The following is a 12,990-nucleotide window of genomic DNA, read 5'->3' on the forward strand; positions in this document are numbered from 1 at the left end:
CTACCAGGCGGGGCCGATCTCGTCGGCGACGATCTGCGCGGAGAGGGTCACCATCGGCAGGCCGCCGCCGGGGTGGCTGGAGCCGCCCACCAGCCACAGGCCGTGCGCCGGCCCCCGGTTGGCCGGGCGGAGCAGACCACCGGCGGTGCCGTAGATCGCGCCGCCCGGCGCCCGGGTCGCCGCGTCCAGGTCGGCCGGGGTGCGCACCTCGCGGAACAGCAGCCGGTCCCGCACGTCGACGCCGCGTTCGGCCAGGACATCCAGGATCCGATCGGCGTACGCGTCGGCCAGCCCCGGGCGTCGCCAGTCGACAGCGCCAGCGGCGGTGCCCTGCCGGGCGGCGTTGACCAGCACGAACCACGCCTCGTGCCCGGCGGGGCGGACCATCGGGTCGTCGGCCACGGTGACGAACACCGTCGGGTCGGCCGCCGGTCGGGCCCGGACGCCCCGCCCCGGATCGCCGAAGACCGCGTCGAACTCCGCGTCGTAGTCGCGCGGGAAGAAGACGTTGTGGTGCGCCAGGCCGGTGCTGCCGGAGACGCCGAGCAGCAGCACGAAACCGGCGAGGCTGCGATCGGTCAGGCCGGCCAGCCGGCGCGCGTGGGGCAGCAGGTCGCGGTAGACGGTGAGCGCGTCGACGTTGGCCACCACCACGTCGGCGGGCACCGGCGCGGTGACGCCGGCGAGGCGTACCCCGTGCACCCGGCCGCCCGCGGCGTCGATCCGGGTGACAGTGGTGCCGGTCTGCACGACCACGCCGAGGTCCAGGCAGCGGGTCAGCAGCGCGTCGGCGAGCGTGCCCAGCCCGCCGCGCAGGTACCACCCGCCGTAGGTCAGCTCGGCGTAGGGGACCGCGACCAGCGCCGCCGGGGCCCGGCGCGGGTCGGCGCCGGTGTAGGTGGCGTAGCGGTCCAGCAGCATCCGCAGCCGCGGGTCGGACAGGTGCCGGCGGCCCAGCCCGCGCAGGGTGCGGCCCGGTGCGATGGCGGCCAGGTCACCGACGCGCCAGGCCAGCGACGCGAGGTCGCGGGGGGAGTCGACGGTACGGCGCAGGATGTCCCGCGAGGAGGCCTCCCACACCCGGGCGGCCCGGCGCCACAGCCGCTGCCAGTCGGCCGCCGCCCGGTCGCCGAGGGCGGCCCCGATCCGCGTGGCGAACTCCACCGGGTCGGTGCACGAATCCAGTGTCGTGCCGCCGTCGGCGAAGACGTGCCGGACGATCGGGTCCAGCGGCGTCAGGTCCAGGTACTCGTCGAGCTTCGCCCCGGTCGCCTCGAACAGGTCGTGAAAGACCTCGGGCAGGGTGAGCAGGCTCGGCCCGGTGTCGAAGTGGAACGTCCCGGCCGGGGTGTCGTGCGCGTACCTGCCGAGCTTGCCGCCGACCGTGTCGGCGGCCTCGAAGACGGTCACCTGGTGCCCGGTTGCGGCCAGCCGGGCGGCGGTGGCGAGGCCACCCACCCCGGCGCCGACGACCACGATCCGCGCCATGCCGCGTCCTCCTAGCTGACCGGGCGGCCCCGCCAGGTCAGGCGGCGTCGCTTTCGCAGATGGTACGACCGCAGCGTCAGCCAACCGAGGACCACGACCGACACAGGGTGTGCGAGCGCCGCGGGCCACCATCGGCCGCCGGTCGCCCGGGCGGTGAGCACCCGCCCGGCCACCCCGAGCAGGTATGCGCTGAGCGCAACCAGTGACATCCGGGGAGCTGTCGAGGCGACCGCGAGCGCGACCAGCGGCGGAGCGGTGTAGAGCAGGAGCAGCAGCGTCACCACGGCGGCCGCCGCGCCGGGGTGCCCGAACGACGCCCACAGCGACTTCGAGTATCCGTCGCGCAGCTGCGGCCAGTCGTCGTACATCCGGCAGGTGGCCAGCCGGGAACCGTCGGCCAGGGCGATCCGCCTCCCCGCGCGCTTGACGGCCCGGGCCAGCTCGACGTCCTCCAGAATCTTGTCGGCGACTGACGCGTGCCCGCCGGCGGCGGTGTAGCCGGCCCGGTCCACCACCAGGAACTGCCCGCCCGCCGCGGCCAGCGACGGCCGCCGCGAGCGCTCCATGGCCCGCAGCGGCAGGAAGGTCAGCCACAACCACTGCAACAACGGCTGCACGAGCCGGTCGGCCGCCGTCGCCACCACGATCCGGGGGTACGGCGACAGCAGCGTCGCGCGGGCGGCGCGCAGCTCGGTGACCGCGGCGGCCACGGCGTGCGGGGCGAGCACCACGTCGGCGTCGACGAAGACCAGCGCGGTGGCGGCCGGGTCGGCCCGGGTGGCCAACTGCCAGCAGGCGTGCGGCTTGCCCAGCCAGCCCGGCGGCGGGGCGACGCCGCTGAGCAGGGTGACCCGCGGGTCGTCGCCGACGACCGCGCGGACCACGTCGGCGGTGCCGTCGGTGGAGCCGTCGTCGAGAACCACGATGCGCAGCGCCGGCACACCACGCTGGGCGAGCAGGGCGCGCAGGCAGGGCGTGACCCGGGCGGCCTCGTCGCGCAGCGGCAGCAGCACGGCCACCGGCTCGTCGACCTCGCCGGGTCGGTCGGTGGGCCGGCGCAGCCACCGGGTGGCGTTGACCCAGGTGTGCCCGGTCAGCGCGGCGACGGCGAGCAGCAGGGCGACGAGAACTGTCATCGGGTCGCGTCGACGCCGGGGCGGTGCGGTTGGTGGTCGTCCCGGCGCGCGTGGTGGGGCCGGCGGGCGCGCAGCAGGGTCACCGCCAGCGGCACGGCTGTCACCGCCATGCCGGCCGCGCCCCACAGCGCCGACGCGGGCAGGTCCAGGAAGACCGCGTGGGCCAGGATGCTGGAGAAGTACGTCCACAGGTAGAGCGCGAGCATCGGGTGGTCCCGCCGGTCGGTGTGCTCGGCGCTCGGGCCGGCCAGCGGGCGCAGCGCGCTCATCAGCAGCACCGCGAAGAGCAGCCAGCCCAGGTAGTTGCTGACCGGGATGCCGGCCAGGCCGGGCAGCGCCGGGGTGGCGTCCCGCCAGACCCAGTAGCCCTCGGCCACCATCTGCGGGTCGAGGAAGAGATCCCAGGCGGCCAGCCCCACCGTGGCCAGCGCGATCCGGCCCACCCACCGCCCGGTCGACGTGCCGCTGCCGGCCTCGGTGCCGTTGCCGGCCTCGGTGCCGTTGCCGGTCGACGTGCCGCTGCCGCCGGTCAGGCAGACCGCGGCCAGCCAGGCCGGCCAGGCCATCCAGGTCCAGGCCAGCGGGATGATCAGTGGCACCCCGGCCAGCTTGGGGCCCAGCTCACCGGAGTAGTCGTAGCTGCCGAAGGGCACACCGGTGGCCACCCCGATCGCCTCGATCGCGAACCCGCCGCCGGTGGCCACCGCGACCAGCGCAGCCGCCACCCGGGGGCCCCGGCTGAGCAGCGCGTGGCCGACCGAGAGCAGCCAGCCGAGCACGACAGTGGCCACGGTCAGCCCGGCCCGGGTGGTGCCGGTGGTCAACGGGTAGCAGATTTGGGCGAGCACCAGGACGGCCAGCAGCGCCCAGGAGATCCGCCGGCTCATGACGCGGAGGGCTCGAGCGGCAGGTCTCGACCGAGGACGCCGAAGGGCCGCTCGTCACCGGGGAAGTGGAAGTCGCGCAGCACGTCGACGAAGCCGAACCGCCGGTAGAGCCGCCAGGCCCGCGAGGTCTGCTCCTCGGCCTCCGGGGTGGACAGCAGTGTGGTGTCGCCCTCGGCCATCGTGAGCAGCGCCCGCAACTGCCCGGCGCCCAGCCCGTGCCCCTGCGCCGGCGGACGGACGTGCAGCTCGACCACCTCGAAGCAGTGGGTGAGCCAGCGCTTGCGGGTCGGGCCGTCCAGCGCCCGGTGCACCTGGTCGTGCCACCACTGGCCCGGACCGCCCAGATAGCCGTACCCGAAGCCGGCGAGGTGACCCTCGCTGGTCAGGCTGGCCACGGCCCGGAACCCGGGCCGGCGTACGTGGGTGGCGATGTAGCCGCGCCGGGCCTCCAGCAGGTCGGTGCGGTATCCCATCGCCTCGCCGTAGACGGCCACCACGTCGTCCAGCCGTCGGACGAGATCGTCCGGCGTCCAGCGCACCAACCTCATGCCCGTCCACCCTTCACTGTCGCCTGGTCGCCGTCGGCGACCCATCCGAGGACCGTCCGGTCGCCGACCACGTCACGTACCTCGAACCGGGCGAACAACTCCTCGGCGTACCAGCCCGCGGTGGGAGTTCGCATGATCGCCGCCCGATGCTCCGGGTGACGGTACGCGAACGCCACCAGGTCCGTCGGGTCGCGCCACACGCTCACCGTGCCCTGCCATCCCAGTGGGGCCTCACCGACGCCGAACCGGGCCAGCAGCCCGGGCGCGTCGCGCAGGGCGGCGGCCACCGGCGGGATCGCCCGCCAGAAGGTGGCCGCCCGGCGGGCCCGCAACCGGGCGCGGGTCAGCGCCAGCACCGGGCCGGTGACCCGGCCGCCCGGCGGCTCGCCGAACGGTCGCCGGCCGGACCACTCGCCCCGGCTGCTCAGCGGGCGTAGGTCGACCCGGGCCTGGGCGTGGGCGATCCGCGCCCAGGCGCGGCCGACCGGCGAGTCGTCGAAGCCGGCGGCCGCGGCGGGGGAGTCCCAGACGGTCAGCGCCGCCCACCGGGTCAGGTCGGCGTCACCCGGTCCGAAGCCGGTGCCGGTCCCCGTGCCCAGCAGTTTGCCGAACCGGACGCCCGGCAGGGCCCGCAGTCGACGCGGGTCCACCGCCATCCGGGTCAGCGCCCGGGGCAGCGCGCCGCGGGGGGTCCGCCACACGTGCAGGGTGACCAGCTCCGGTACGGCGCTGCGGTGCTCGTTCACGCCACCTCGGCCGGGGTGCCGGCGGTGACGCGCAGCAGCTCGGCGTAGGTGGTCGGGAAGACCGCCTGCGGTACGCCGCCCGCGGCCCAGATCTGCGGGTACGCCGCCAGCGCGGTGTCCACCAGGGTGCGCAGCGCCTGCGGGTGCCCGAGCGGGGCCACTCCGCCGATCGGCTGCCCGGTGTGCGTCCGGACGAACTCCGGGGTGGCCCGGCGCAGCCGGGCGACACCGATGGACGCGGCGAGGCCGGCGGTGTCGACCCGGTGCGCGCCGGAGGTGAGCACGAGCAGCGGCGCGTCGTCCGCGTCGAAGATCAGCGAGTTGGCGATCTGGCCGACCTCGACGCCGAGCGCCTCGGCCGCGGCCGCCGCGGTGTGCACCGCGTCGGGCAGGAGGCGGACCGTGCTGGGCTGGCCGGCGTCGTCGAGCGCGCCGGCGCCGTCGAGCGCGTCCTGCACCGCCCGTACGTTCGGGTGTGGCTGCATCCCGTCATTCTTCCCCGGTCCGTCGGTGCCGGTTCACCCCGGTGCGTACGGGCGGCGAGCCTCGGCGCGTCACACGTTGCATTTTCGTCGGAGGGGAGGTGTACTGTCAGGAGCAGTTAGAACGAGTGTTCGATTGCCTCGAACGCCCGTTCCAACCAGCCGGAGCGCGGTGTTTCGCGGCGCCAGCTCCGGGCGGTGTGGCTTCGCGGGCCGCACCTGGGTTTCCGGGCAGTCGCGAGCCCGGTCCCATCAGGCAGGAGCGTCGCCCGCCGCCCACGACCCCCGGGCGGCGGGCGACGAACCCGCCGGTACGCCGGCCGGGTGTGGTGTGGGGAAGCATCCACACCCGGCCGGCCACCCCCGGTGCGTCTTCCTCCGCACCACCCGACCTCGGCGTCTCGTCGGCGGCACCACTGCCCCGGCCGACGCGCCCCGGCCACGTGGAGGAGACAGTCCATGCCGACCAACCCGGCTCAGGCACCGACGGTGCCGGCGCACGTGCTGCCGCACCGCACCCCTGCCCAGCTCCTCACCCTGGCCCGCCGTGGGCTGGTCGAGGCCGGCCAGACCCGACCTGACGGCCTGCGCTACGCGGCCGCCCACCTGGCGGCGCTGCGTGCGGCGGCCGCCCTGCTCGCCGCCCGGGCCCGGCCCGCCCCGAGCCGGCGCAACCGGATCACCAGCGTCTGGGTCCTGCTCTGCGCCGTCGCCCCCGAGCTCGACGAGTGGGCCCGGTTCTTCGCCGCCGGGGCCAGCAAGCGAGCCGCCGCCGAAGCCGGCATCCCCCGGGTGGTCAGCGCCCGGGAGGCCGACGATCTGCTCCGCGCCGCCGAACAGTTCGTCACGGTGGTGGAGACCGCGCTCGGCGTGGCGCACCAACCGGCCCTGGACGGCCTCGCCGCGTGAGCCCGCCGTGACGCCGACCGCCTGGAAGGGAAGCCGGGCGGTCGGCGTCACGGTGCGTCGGTCCTGATCTGTTCCACTGCAATGACGGGGGGTTGGTCCAATGGCGGGCCGCATGGTGGTCGGTTCCGCCGCACTGGCCGATCTGGTCCGCCCGGCGAGCGCACCCGATCCGGTCGGCGGCCACCGGGTGCTGCCGGTGGCGCCCGAGCTGACCGGCCTGCTGCCCAACCGGGGCCTGCGTCGCGGCAGCACGATCGCGGTCGCCGCCGGTCAGCCCCGACGCAGTGGCGGCACCTCGCTGGTGCTGGCCCTGCTGGCCGAGGCGTCCCGGGCCGGTTCGTGGTGCGCGGTGGTCGGCGTGCCGACGTTCGGCGCGGGTGCGGCAGCCGAGCTGGGCATCGCCCTGGACCGGCTGGCCCTGGTGCCGAATCCCGGCCCCGAGTGGGCCACCGTGGTCGCCGCGCTGATCGACGGGGTGGACGTCGTGGTCACCGCCGTACCCGCCGCAGTCTCCGCCTCGGTCGCCACCCGGCTGGCCGCGCGGGCCCGGCAGCGCGGCAGCGTGCTCGTTCCGTACGGCCGGTGGGACGGCGCGGACGTGACGTTGCAGGTGGTCCGTGGGGTCTGGGAAGGGCTCGGCCAGGGCCGGGGGCGGCTGCGTCGCCGGGAGGTCACCGTCTCGGCGCGCGGGCGCGGAGCGGCCGCCCGACCCAAGGAGATCAAGGTCTGGCTCCCCGGCGCCGAGCTCACCCGGGTCATTCCCCGGACGGTGCGGTCCACCGTGGGCCGTCCGTCCGTGCCGCTCGCCCTGGTCGGGTCGGGGTGACCGGCTCGCCGATCCGGACCCTGCTGCTGTGGTGCCCGGACTGGCCGGTGCTCGCCGCGGAGATCGTCGACGGGGTGCCGGCCACCGGTCCGGTCGCCGTGCTGCACGCCAACCGGGTGGTCGCCTGCTCCGAGCGGGCCCGTGCCGAGGGTGTGCGCCGAGGGCTGCGCAAGCGGGAGGCGCAGGGCCGTTGCCCGCAGCTCACCGTCGTGGAGTACGACCCGGGCCGGGACGCCCGGGCGTTCGAGCCGGTGGTCGCCGCGCTGGAGGAGCTGGTCGCCGGCGTCGAGGTGGTCCGTCCAGGCGCCTGCGCGGTCGCCGCCCGGGGTCCGAGTCGTTACCTCGGCGGCGAGGAGGCGGCCGCCGAGCGGCTCATCGAGCATGTCGCCCAGTCCTGTCTGGTGGAGAGTCAGGTGGGCATCGCCGACGGGGTGTTCGCCGCGGGGTTGGCCGCCCGCGCCGGCCGGGTGGTGGAGCCGGGCGGGACACCGGCGTTCCTGGCCGGGATGCCGGTCGAGGCGCTCGGTCGGTCCGCACTGGCCGATCTGCTGCGCCGGCTGGGGGTGCGGACCCTCGGCGACTTCGCCGCGCTACCGGCCGGCGACGTGCTGGCCCGGTTCGGGTTCGACGGCGCGCTGGCCCACCGGCTGGCCGCCGGCCGGGATCACCGCCCGCTCGCCGTCCGGCAGCCGCCGACCGACCTGACGGTGACCTGCGCGTACGACGAGCCGCTCGACCGGGTCGACGCGGCGGCGTTCGCCGCCCGCGCGCTGGCCGAGCAGTTGCACGACCGGCTCGCCGGGCACGGGCTGGCCTGCACGCGGCTCGGCATCGAGGCGGTCACCGAGCACGGGCAGGAGCTGCACCGGGTGTGGCGGCACGACGGCCTGCTCACCGCCGCCGCCATCGCCGACCGGGTGCGCTGGCAGCTCGACGGCTGGCTCTCCGGCAGCAACGGCCGCGCCGGTGCCCGCCCGGCCCGGCCGACGGCCGGCATCATCCGGCTGCGGCTGATCCCGGACGGGGTGATCGCCCAGGCCGGCCTGCAGACCGGCCTCTGGGGAGAGACGGGTGAGGAGCGGGAGAGGGCGCACCGCGCATTGAGTCGGGTGCAGGGCATCCTCGGCCCGGAAGCGGTGGTCACGGCGGTGCTCGGCGGTGGGCGTTCCCCGGCCGACCAGGTGCGCCTGGTGCCGTGGGGCGACGAACGCCTCCCCGCCCGCCCCGAAGCCCCGCCGTGGCCGGGCCGGTTGCCGCCGCCCGCGCCCGCCGTGGTGCTGCCCAGCCCGCTCGCGGCGACAGTGCACGACACCGCCGGCGAGCCGGTGGTGATCAGCGCGCGGTTGGCGGTGAGCGCCCCACCGGTCCGGCTGGTGGTCGGTACCGGCCAGCCGGCGGTGATCGTGGGTTGGGCCGGCCCCTGGCCGGTGGACGAGCGCTGGTGGGCGCCGGCCGAGGCTCGCCGTCGGGCACGGTTCCAGGTCAGCCTCGCCGACGGCACCGCTCTGCTGCTCGCCGTGGAGTCCGGGCAGTGGCTGGTGGAGGCGATCTATGACTGAGTCAGGTAGGTCCCTGCCCGGTGTCGCTTGGCCTGGTGTCGCTTGGCCTGGCGTCGGTGGGTTCGGTATTGGCGGGTTCGGTGTTGGCCAGGGGGTAGATGTCCCAATGAGCGTGATGACTCACAGGCATCAAGATGCCTGTGAGTCATCACGCTCATTGGGCACCTCGCCGCTGGCGGGGCGGCCGCCATCGTGCTCGTCGTCGGCGCGGCCGCTCACCGCCCTGCGCCTGGTCGATCATGCCGCCGCCGGAGCGGCCCGACCGGTTGGAGCGGCCGGATGAGCTTCCACAACCCGAAGATGCCCTGGTCGGAGTTGGAGCGGGTGCTCTCCGGCCGGGCCGACAGCTCCGGCGGCTCCGGCAGGTCGGGCGGCGGGCGGTCGCGCGAGGAGCGGCACCTGCACGTGGTGGACCCGCTCGCCGTGGACGCCGACGGTGGGGACTCCCCGGCCTGGAGTCGCCGGCGCGAGCAGTACCAGCCGCCGGAGCTGCCCCGCCCCGACGGCGTGGTGCCCTACGCGGAGCTGCACGCGCACACCAACTTCAGCTTCCTCGACGGCGCCAGCCATCCCGAGGAGCTGGCCGAGGAGGCTGCCCGGTTGGGGCTCACCGCGCTCGCCGTCACCGACCACGACGGCTTCTACGGCGTGGTCCGCTTCGCCGAGGCGGCCCGCACGCTGGGCCTGCCGACCATCTTCGGCGCGGAGCTGTCCCTCGGGCTGCCCGGCCCGCAGAACGGCGAACCCGACCCGCACGGCGCGCACCTGCTGGTGCTCGCGCACGGCCACGAGGGGTACGCCCGGCTGGCCACCACCATCGCCCGCGCCCAGCTGCGCGGCGGTGAGAAGGGCCGCCCGGTCTACGGGGAGCTGGAGGAGGTCGCCTCCGAGCTGCGCGACCACGTGCTGGTGCTGACCGGCTGTCGCAAGGGGCACGTGCCGGGCGCGCTGCTCACCGAGGGGGTGGACGCGGCGGCCCGCGAGCTGGACCGGCTGACCGCGCTCTTCGGCGCGGAGACGGTGGCGGTGGAGCTGACCGACCACGGGCATCCCGTCGACGCCGACCGCAACGACGCGCTCGCCGAGCTGGCCGCCGCGGCCGGGCTGCCGACGGTGGCCAGCAACAACGTGCACTACGCCAGCCCCGGCCGGCGTCGGCTGGCCACCACTGTCGCCGCCGTCCGGGCCCGGCGCAGCCTCGACGAGATCGACGGCTGGCTGCCCGCGGCGGCCACCGCCCACCTGCGCAGCGGCGCGGAGATGGCGGCCCGGTTCGCCGCGTACCCGGGCGCGGTGGCCCGGGCCGCCGAGTTCGGCGCCGAGCTGGCCTTCGACCTGCAACTGGTCGCGCCGCAACTGCCGGCGTACCCGGTGCCGCCGGGGCACACCGAGATGAGCTGGCTGCGCAAGCTGACCGCCGACGGGGCGCGGGAGCGCTACGGGCCGCCGCAGGCGCACCCGAGCGCGTACGCGCAGCTCGACCACGAGCTGAACATGATCGAGGAGCTGGGTTTCCCCGGCTACTTCCTGGTGGTCTACGACATCGTCTCGTTCTGCCGTGAGCAGGACATCTACTGCCAGGGCCGGGGCTCGGCGGCCAACTCGGCGGTCTGCTACGCGCTGCGCATCACCAACGTGGACGCCGTCCGGCACCGGCTGCTGTTCGAACGGTTCCTCGCCCCGGAGCGGGACGGCCCACCGGACATCGACGTGGACATCGAGTCCGACCGCCGGGAGGAGGTGATCCAACACGTCTACACCCGCTACGGCCGCGAGCACGCCGCCCAGGTCGCCAACGTCATCTCCTACCGGCCCCGCTCGGCGGTGCGGGACGTGGCCAAGGCGTTCGGCTTCTCACCCGGTCAGCAGGACGCCTGGAGCAAGCAGATCGACAGGTGGGGCTCGGTCGCCACGGTCGACGTCGAGGGCATCCCGGAGCAGGTGGTGGAGTACGCCAACGAGTTGCAGACGTTCCCCCGACACCTGGGCATCCACTCCGGCGGCATGGTGATCTGCGACCGTCCGGTGATCGAGGTCTGCCCGGTGGAGTGGGGGCGGATGCCCGGGCGCAGCGTGCTCCAGTGGGACAAGGACGACTGCGCCGCGGTCGGCCTGGTGAAGTTCGACCTGCTCGGCCTCGGCATGCTCTCCGCGCTGCACTACGGCTACGACATGATCGGCTCCCGGCTCGACCTCGGCGACATGACGCTGGACGACCCGGAGGTCTACGACATGCTCTGCCGGGCCGACTCGGTGGGGGTGTTCCAGGTGGAGAGCCGCGCCCAGATGGCCACCCTGCCCCGGCTCAAGCCCCGCGAGTTCTACGACCTGGTGGTCGAGGTGGCGCTGATCCGACCCGGCCCGATCCAGGGCGGCTCGGTGCACCCGTTCATCAGGCGCAAGAACGGCCAGGAGCCGGTGACCTTCGCCCACCCGCTGATGCGCAACGCGCTGGAGAAGACCCTTGGTGTGCCGCTGTTCCAGGAGCAGTTGATGCAGCTTGCCATCGACCTGGCCGGGTTCGACGCGGCCGAGGCCGACCAGCTGCGCCGGGCGATGGGCGCGAAACGCTCGGTCGAGCGGATGAACCGCATCGCCGACCGGCTCTACGCCGGGATGGCCGAACGGGGCATCACCGGCGAGCTGGCCGACGACGTCTACCGCAAGCTCACCGCGTTCGCCAGCTACGGCTTCCCGGAGAGCCACGCGATGAGCTTCGCCTACCTGGTGTACGCCAGCTCCTGGCTCAAGCGCTACCACCCGGGGCCGTTCCTGGCCGCGCTGCTCAACGCCCAGCCGATGGGTTTCTACTCCCCGCAGACCCTTGTCGACGACGCCCGCCGGCACGGGGTGGAGGTCCGTCGCCCGGACATCAACGCCAGCGGGGCGCTGGCGGTGCTGGAGTCCACCCCGGACACCCGGTGGGGCAGCGGACCGGGGGAGCCGCCGCACGCCTGGGGGCTGGGCGGTCCGGCCGTCCGGCTGGGGCTGTCCAGCGTGCGTACCCTCGGCGCCGAGGTGGCCGAGCGGATCGAGGCCGAGCGGGCGGCCGGCGGGGCGTACCGCGACATGCCTGATCTGGCCCGGCGGGTCGGCCTCACCGCCGCGCAGCTGGAGGCGCTGGCCACCGCGGACGCCTTCGCCTGTTTCGGGCTGACCCGGCGGGAGGCGCTCTGGGCCGCCGGTGCGGCGGCCCAGGACCGGCCGGGCCGGCTGCCCGGCACGGTGACCGGCGCGGCGGCGCCCACGCTGCCCGGCATGGAGGCGGTGGACCGGCTGGTCGCCGACGTGTGGGCCACCGGCCTGTCGCCGGAGAGCCACCCGGCCCGGTTCATCCGGGGGCAGCTCGACGTGCTCGGAGCGGTGCCGATCGCCCGGCTCGGTCGGGTGGAGCCGGGCCAGCGGATCCGGGTCGGCGGCATCGTCACCCACCGGCAGCGCCCCGCGACCGCCGGCGGGGTGACCTTCCTTAACCTGGAGGACGAGACCGGGATGCTCAACGTCACCTGCTCACCGGGGCTGTGGCAGCGCTACCGGCGGGTGGCCCGCACCAGCGCCGCGCTTGTGGTCCGGGGTCGACTGCAACGGCACGAGGGGGTGACCAACCTGGTCGCCGACCGACTGGACGCCATCGAGCCGCCGGTCAGCCCCGCGTCCCGCGACTTCCGCTGATCCAGTGATCCACATTACGGTTTCCGGCGCCCCCGGGCGGGAGACTCGTCCTGAGCGGGCAGAGCGGCCCGTGATCCGTGAGGGGGAATGACAAGTGATGGGGAACGACACGTACACCGGCGGCGGGATCGCCAACGCCCGACGGACCCGGCTGGGCGCCGGCTGGATGCCGTCGCACCTCACCGACCCCCGCGAGTACGAGGTGACCAACGGTCCGGTGGCCAACGAGCGCCGGTCCCGGGCCGAGGACGCTGTCGAGGGCACCGAGTCCTGACCACTAGGCTCGACCGGGTGGAACAGACCCGAGGCCGGTTCGTCGGGCCCCCGCTGACCCCCCGTACCGCCGCGATCTGGTCGGTGCTGCGCGCCGAGCTGGACCGGCGCGGCGACACCGAGCTGACCGTGCTGGACGTGGGCGGCGGGACCGGCGGTTTCGCCGTCCCGCTGGCCCGCGCCGGGCACCGGGTCACCGTCGTCGACGCGAGCCCCGACGCCCTCGCGGCGCTCACCCGTCGGGCCGCCGAGGCCGGGGTCGCCGACCGGATCGTGGCCGTGCAGGGCGACGGTGACGCCCTGGCCGGGCTGGTCGAGCCGGCGAGCGTCGACCTGGTGCTCTGCCACGCCGTGCTGGAGGTCGTCGACGACCCCACACCGGTGGTCGCCGCGCTGGCCAGCGCGTTGCGCCCCGGCGGCGCGGCCAGCGTCCTGGTGGCCGGGCGGGCCGCCGCCGTGCTGGG

Annotated in this window: 12 protein-coding genes; 6 read left to right on the top strand and 6 right to left on the bottom strand. The window is 75.3% G+C overall.

From position 1 onward, the window contains the following. From B0E54_RS27285 to B0E54_RS27310, 6 genes are read right to left on the bottom strand one after another with little or no spacing between them, the layout of a single operon-like run. Complete coding sequence (locus tag B0E54_RS27285) at window positions 1-1,488, bottom strand: NAD(P)/FAD-dependent oxidoreductase (protein WP_234589076.1); 1,488 nt, start codon at window positions 1,486-1,488, stop codon at window positions 1-3. A gap of 11 nt (window positions 1,489-1,499) precedes the next feature. Next, on the bottom strand, window positions 1,500-2,624 hold the full coding sequence (locus tag B0E54_RS27290; protein WP_234589078.1) for a glycosyltransferase family 2 protein: 1,125 nt from the start codon (window positions 2,622-2,624) through the stop codon (window positions 1,500-1,502). Further along, window positions 2,621-3,511: a carotenoid biosynthesis protein gene (locus B0E54_RS27295; protein ID WP_234589080.1), complete on the bottom strand. Its 891-nt coding sequence runs from the start codon at window positions 3,509-3,511 to the stop codon at window positions 2,621-2,623. The genes B0E54_RS27290 and B0E54_RS27295 overlap by 4 nt, the downstream gene beginning before the upstream one ends. Beyond that, entirely contained in the window at window positions 3,508-4,059 is a 552-nt protein-coding gene (locus tag B0E54_RS27300) for a GNAT family N-acetyltransferase (protein WP_234589082.1), read from the bottom strand. The genes B0E54_RS27295 and B0E54_RS27300 overlap by 4 nt, the downstream gene beginning before the upstream one ends. Then, a complete protein-coding gene (locus tag B0E54_RS27305; protein WP_234589085.1) occupies window positions 4,056-4,805 on the bottom strand; it encodes a monooxygenase in 750 nt (249 codons plus the stop codon). The genes B0E54_RS27300 and B0E54_RS27305 overlap by 4 nt, the downstream gene beginning before the upstream one ends. After that, complete coding sequence (locus B0E54_RS27310) at window positions 4,802-5,290, bottom strand: YbaK/EbsC family protein (RefSeq protein WP_234589087.1); 489 nt, start codon at window positions 5,288-5,290, stop codon at window positions 4,802-4,804. Before B0E54_RS27310 ends, B0E54_RS27305 begins: the two co-directional genes overlap by 4 nt. Before the next feature lie 456 nt (window positions 5,291-5,746). Between B0E54_RS27310 and B0E54_RS27315 the strand changes: the two genes are divergently transcribed. From B0E54_RS27315 to B0E54_RS27340, 6 genes are all read left to right on the top strand, one after another. After that, a complete protein-coding gene (locus B0E54_RS27315) occupies window positions 5,747-6,196 on the top strand; it encodes an SAV_6107 family HEPN domain-containing protein (RefSeq protein ID WP_234589090.1) in 450 nt (149 codons plus the stop codon). Between the two features lie 100 nt (window positions 6,197-6,296). Next, window positions 6,297-7,022: a hypothetical protein gene (locus tag B0E54_RS27320; protein ID WP_234589092.1), complete on the top strand. Its 726-nt coding sequence runs from the start codon at window positions 6,297-6,299 to the stop codon at window positions 7,020-7,022. Further along, a complete protein-coding gene (locus B0E54_RS27325; RefSeq protein ID WP_234589094.1) occupies window positions 7,019-8,581 on the top strand; it encodes a DNA polymerase Y family protein in 1,563 nt (520 codons plus the stop codon). The genes B0E54_RS27320 and B0E54_RS27325 overlap by 4 nt, the downstream gene beginning before the upstream one ends. Window positions 8,582-8,860: 279 nt before the next feature. Further along, on the top strand, window positions 8,861-12,253 hold the full coding sequence (locus tag B0E54_RS27330; RefSeq protein WP_234589096.1) for an error-prone DNA polymerase: 3,393 nt from the start codon (window positions 8,861-8,863) through the stop codon (window positions 12,251-12,253). Between the two features lie 94 nt (window positions 12,254-12,347). Beyond that, window positions 12,348-12,527, top strand: coding sequence for a hypothetical protein (locus B0E54_RS27335; RefSeq protein WP_374109326.1), 180 nt, complete (start codon window positions 12,348-12,350; stop codon window positions 12,525-12,527). Beyond that, on the top strand, window positions 12,524-12,990 hold a 467-nt coding region (locus B0E54_RS27340), incomplete at its 3' end, for a methyltransferase domain-containing protein (protein WP_234589100.1). The genes B0E54_RS27335 and B0E54_RS27340, both read left to right, overlap by 4 nt.

The organism is Micromonospora sp. MH99, from assembly GCF_021442385.1.
Lineage (GTDB): Bacteria > Actinomycetota > Actinomycetes > Mycobacteriales > Micromonosporaceae > Micromonospora.

Bases quoted from the DNA above. Each gene is read 5' to 3' on its own strand.
- B0E54_RS27285 (WP_234589076.1), bottom strand. From the start codon at position 1,488: ATGGCGCGGATCGTGGTCGTCGGCGCCGGGGTGGGTGGCCTCGCCACC.
- B0E54_RS27295 (WP_234589080.1), bottom strand. From the start codon at position 3,511: ATGAGCCGGCGGATCTCCTGGGCGCTGCTGGCCGTCCTGGTGCTCGCC.
- B0E54_RS27310 (WP_234589087.1), bottom strand. From the start codon at position 5,290: ATGCAGCCACACCCGAACGTACGGGCGGTGCAGGACGCGCTCGACGGC.
- B0E54_RS27300 (WP_234589082.1), bottom strand. From the start codon at position 4,059: ATGAGGTTGGTGCGCTGGACGCCGGACGATCTCGTCCGACGGCTGGAC.
- B0E54_RS27290 (WP_234589078.1), bottom strand. From the start codon at position 2,624: ATGACAGTTCTCGTCGCCCTGCTGCTCGCCGTCGCCGCGCTGACCGGG.
- B0E54_RS27315 (WP_234589090.1), top strand. From the start codon at position 5,747: ATGCCGACCAACCCGGCTCAGGCACCGACGGTGCCGGCGCACGTGCTG.
- B0E54_RS27330 (WP_234589096.1), top strand. From the start codon at position 8,861: ATGAGCTTCCACAACCCGAAGATGCCCTGGTCGGAGTTGGAGCGGGTG.
- B0E54_RS27320 (WP_234589092.1), top strand. From the start codon at position 6,297: ATGGCGGGCCGCATGGTGGTCGGTTCCGCCGCACTGGCCGATCTGGTC.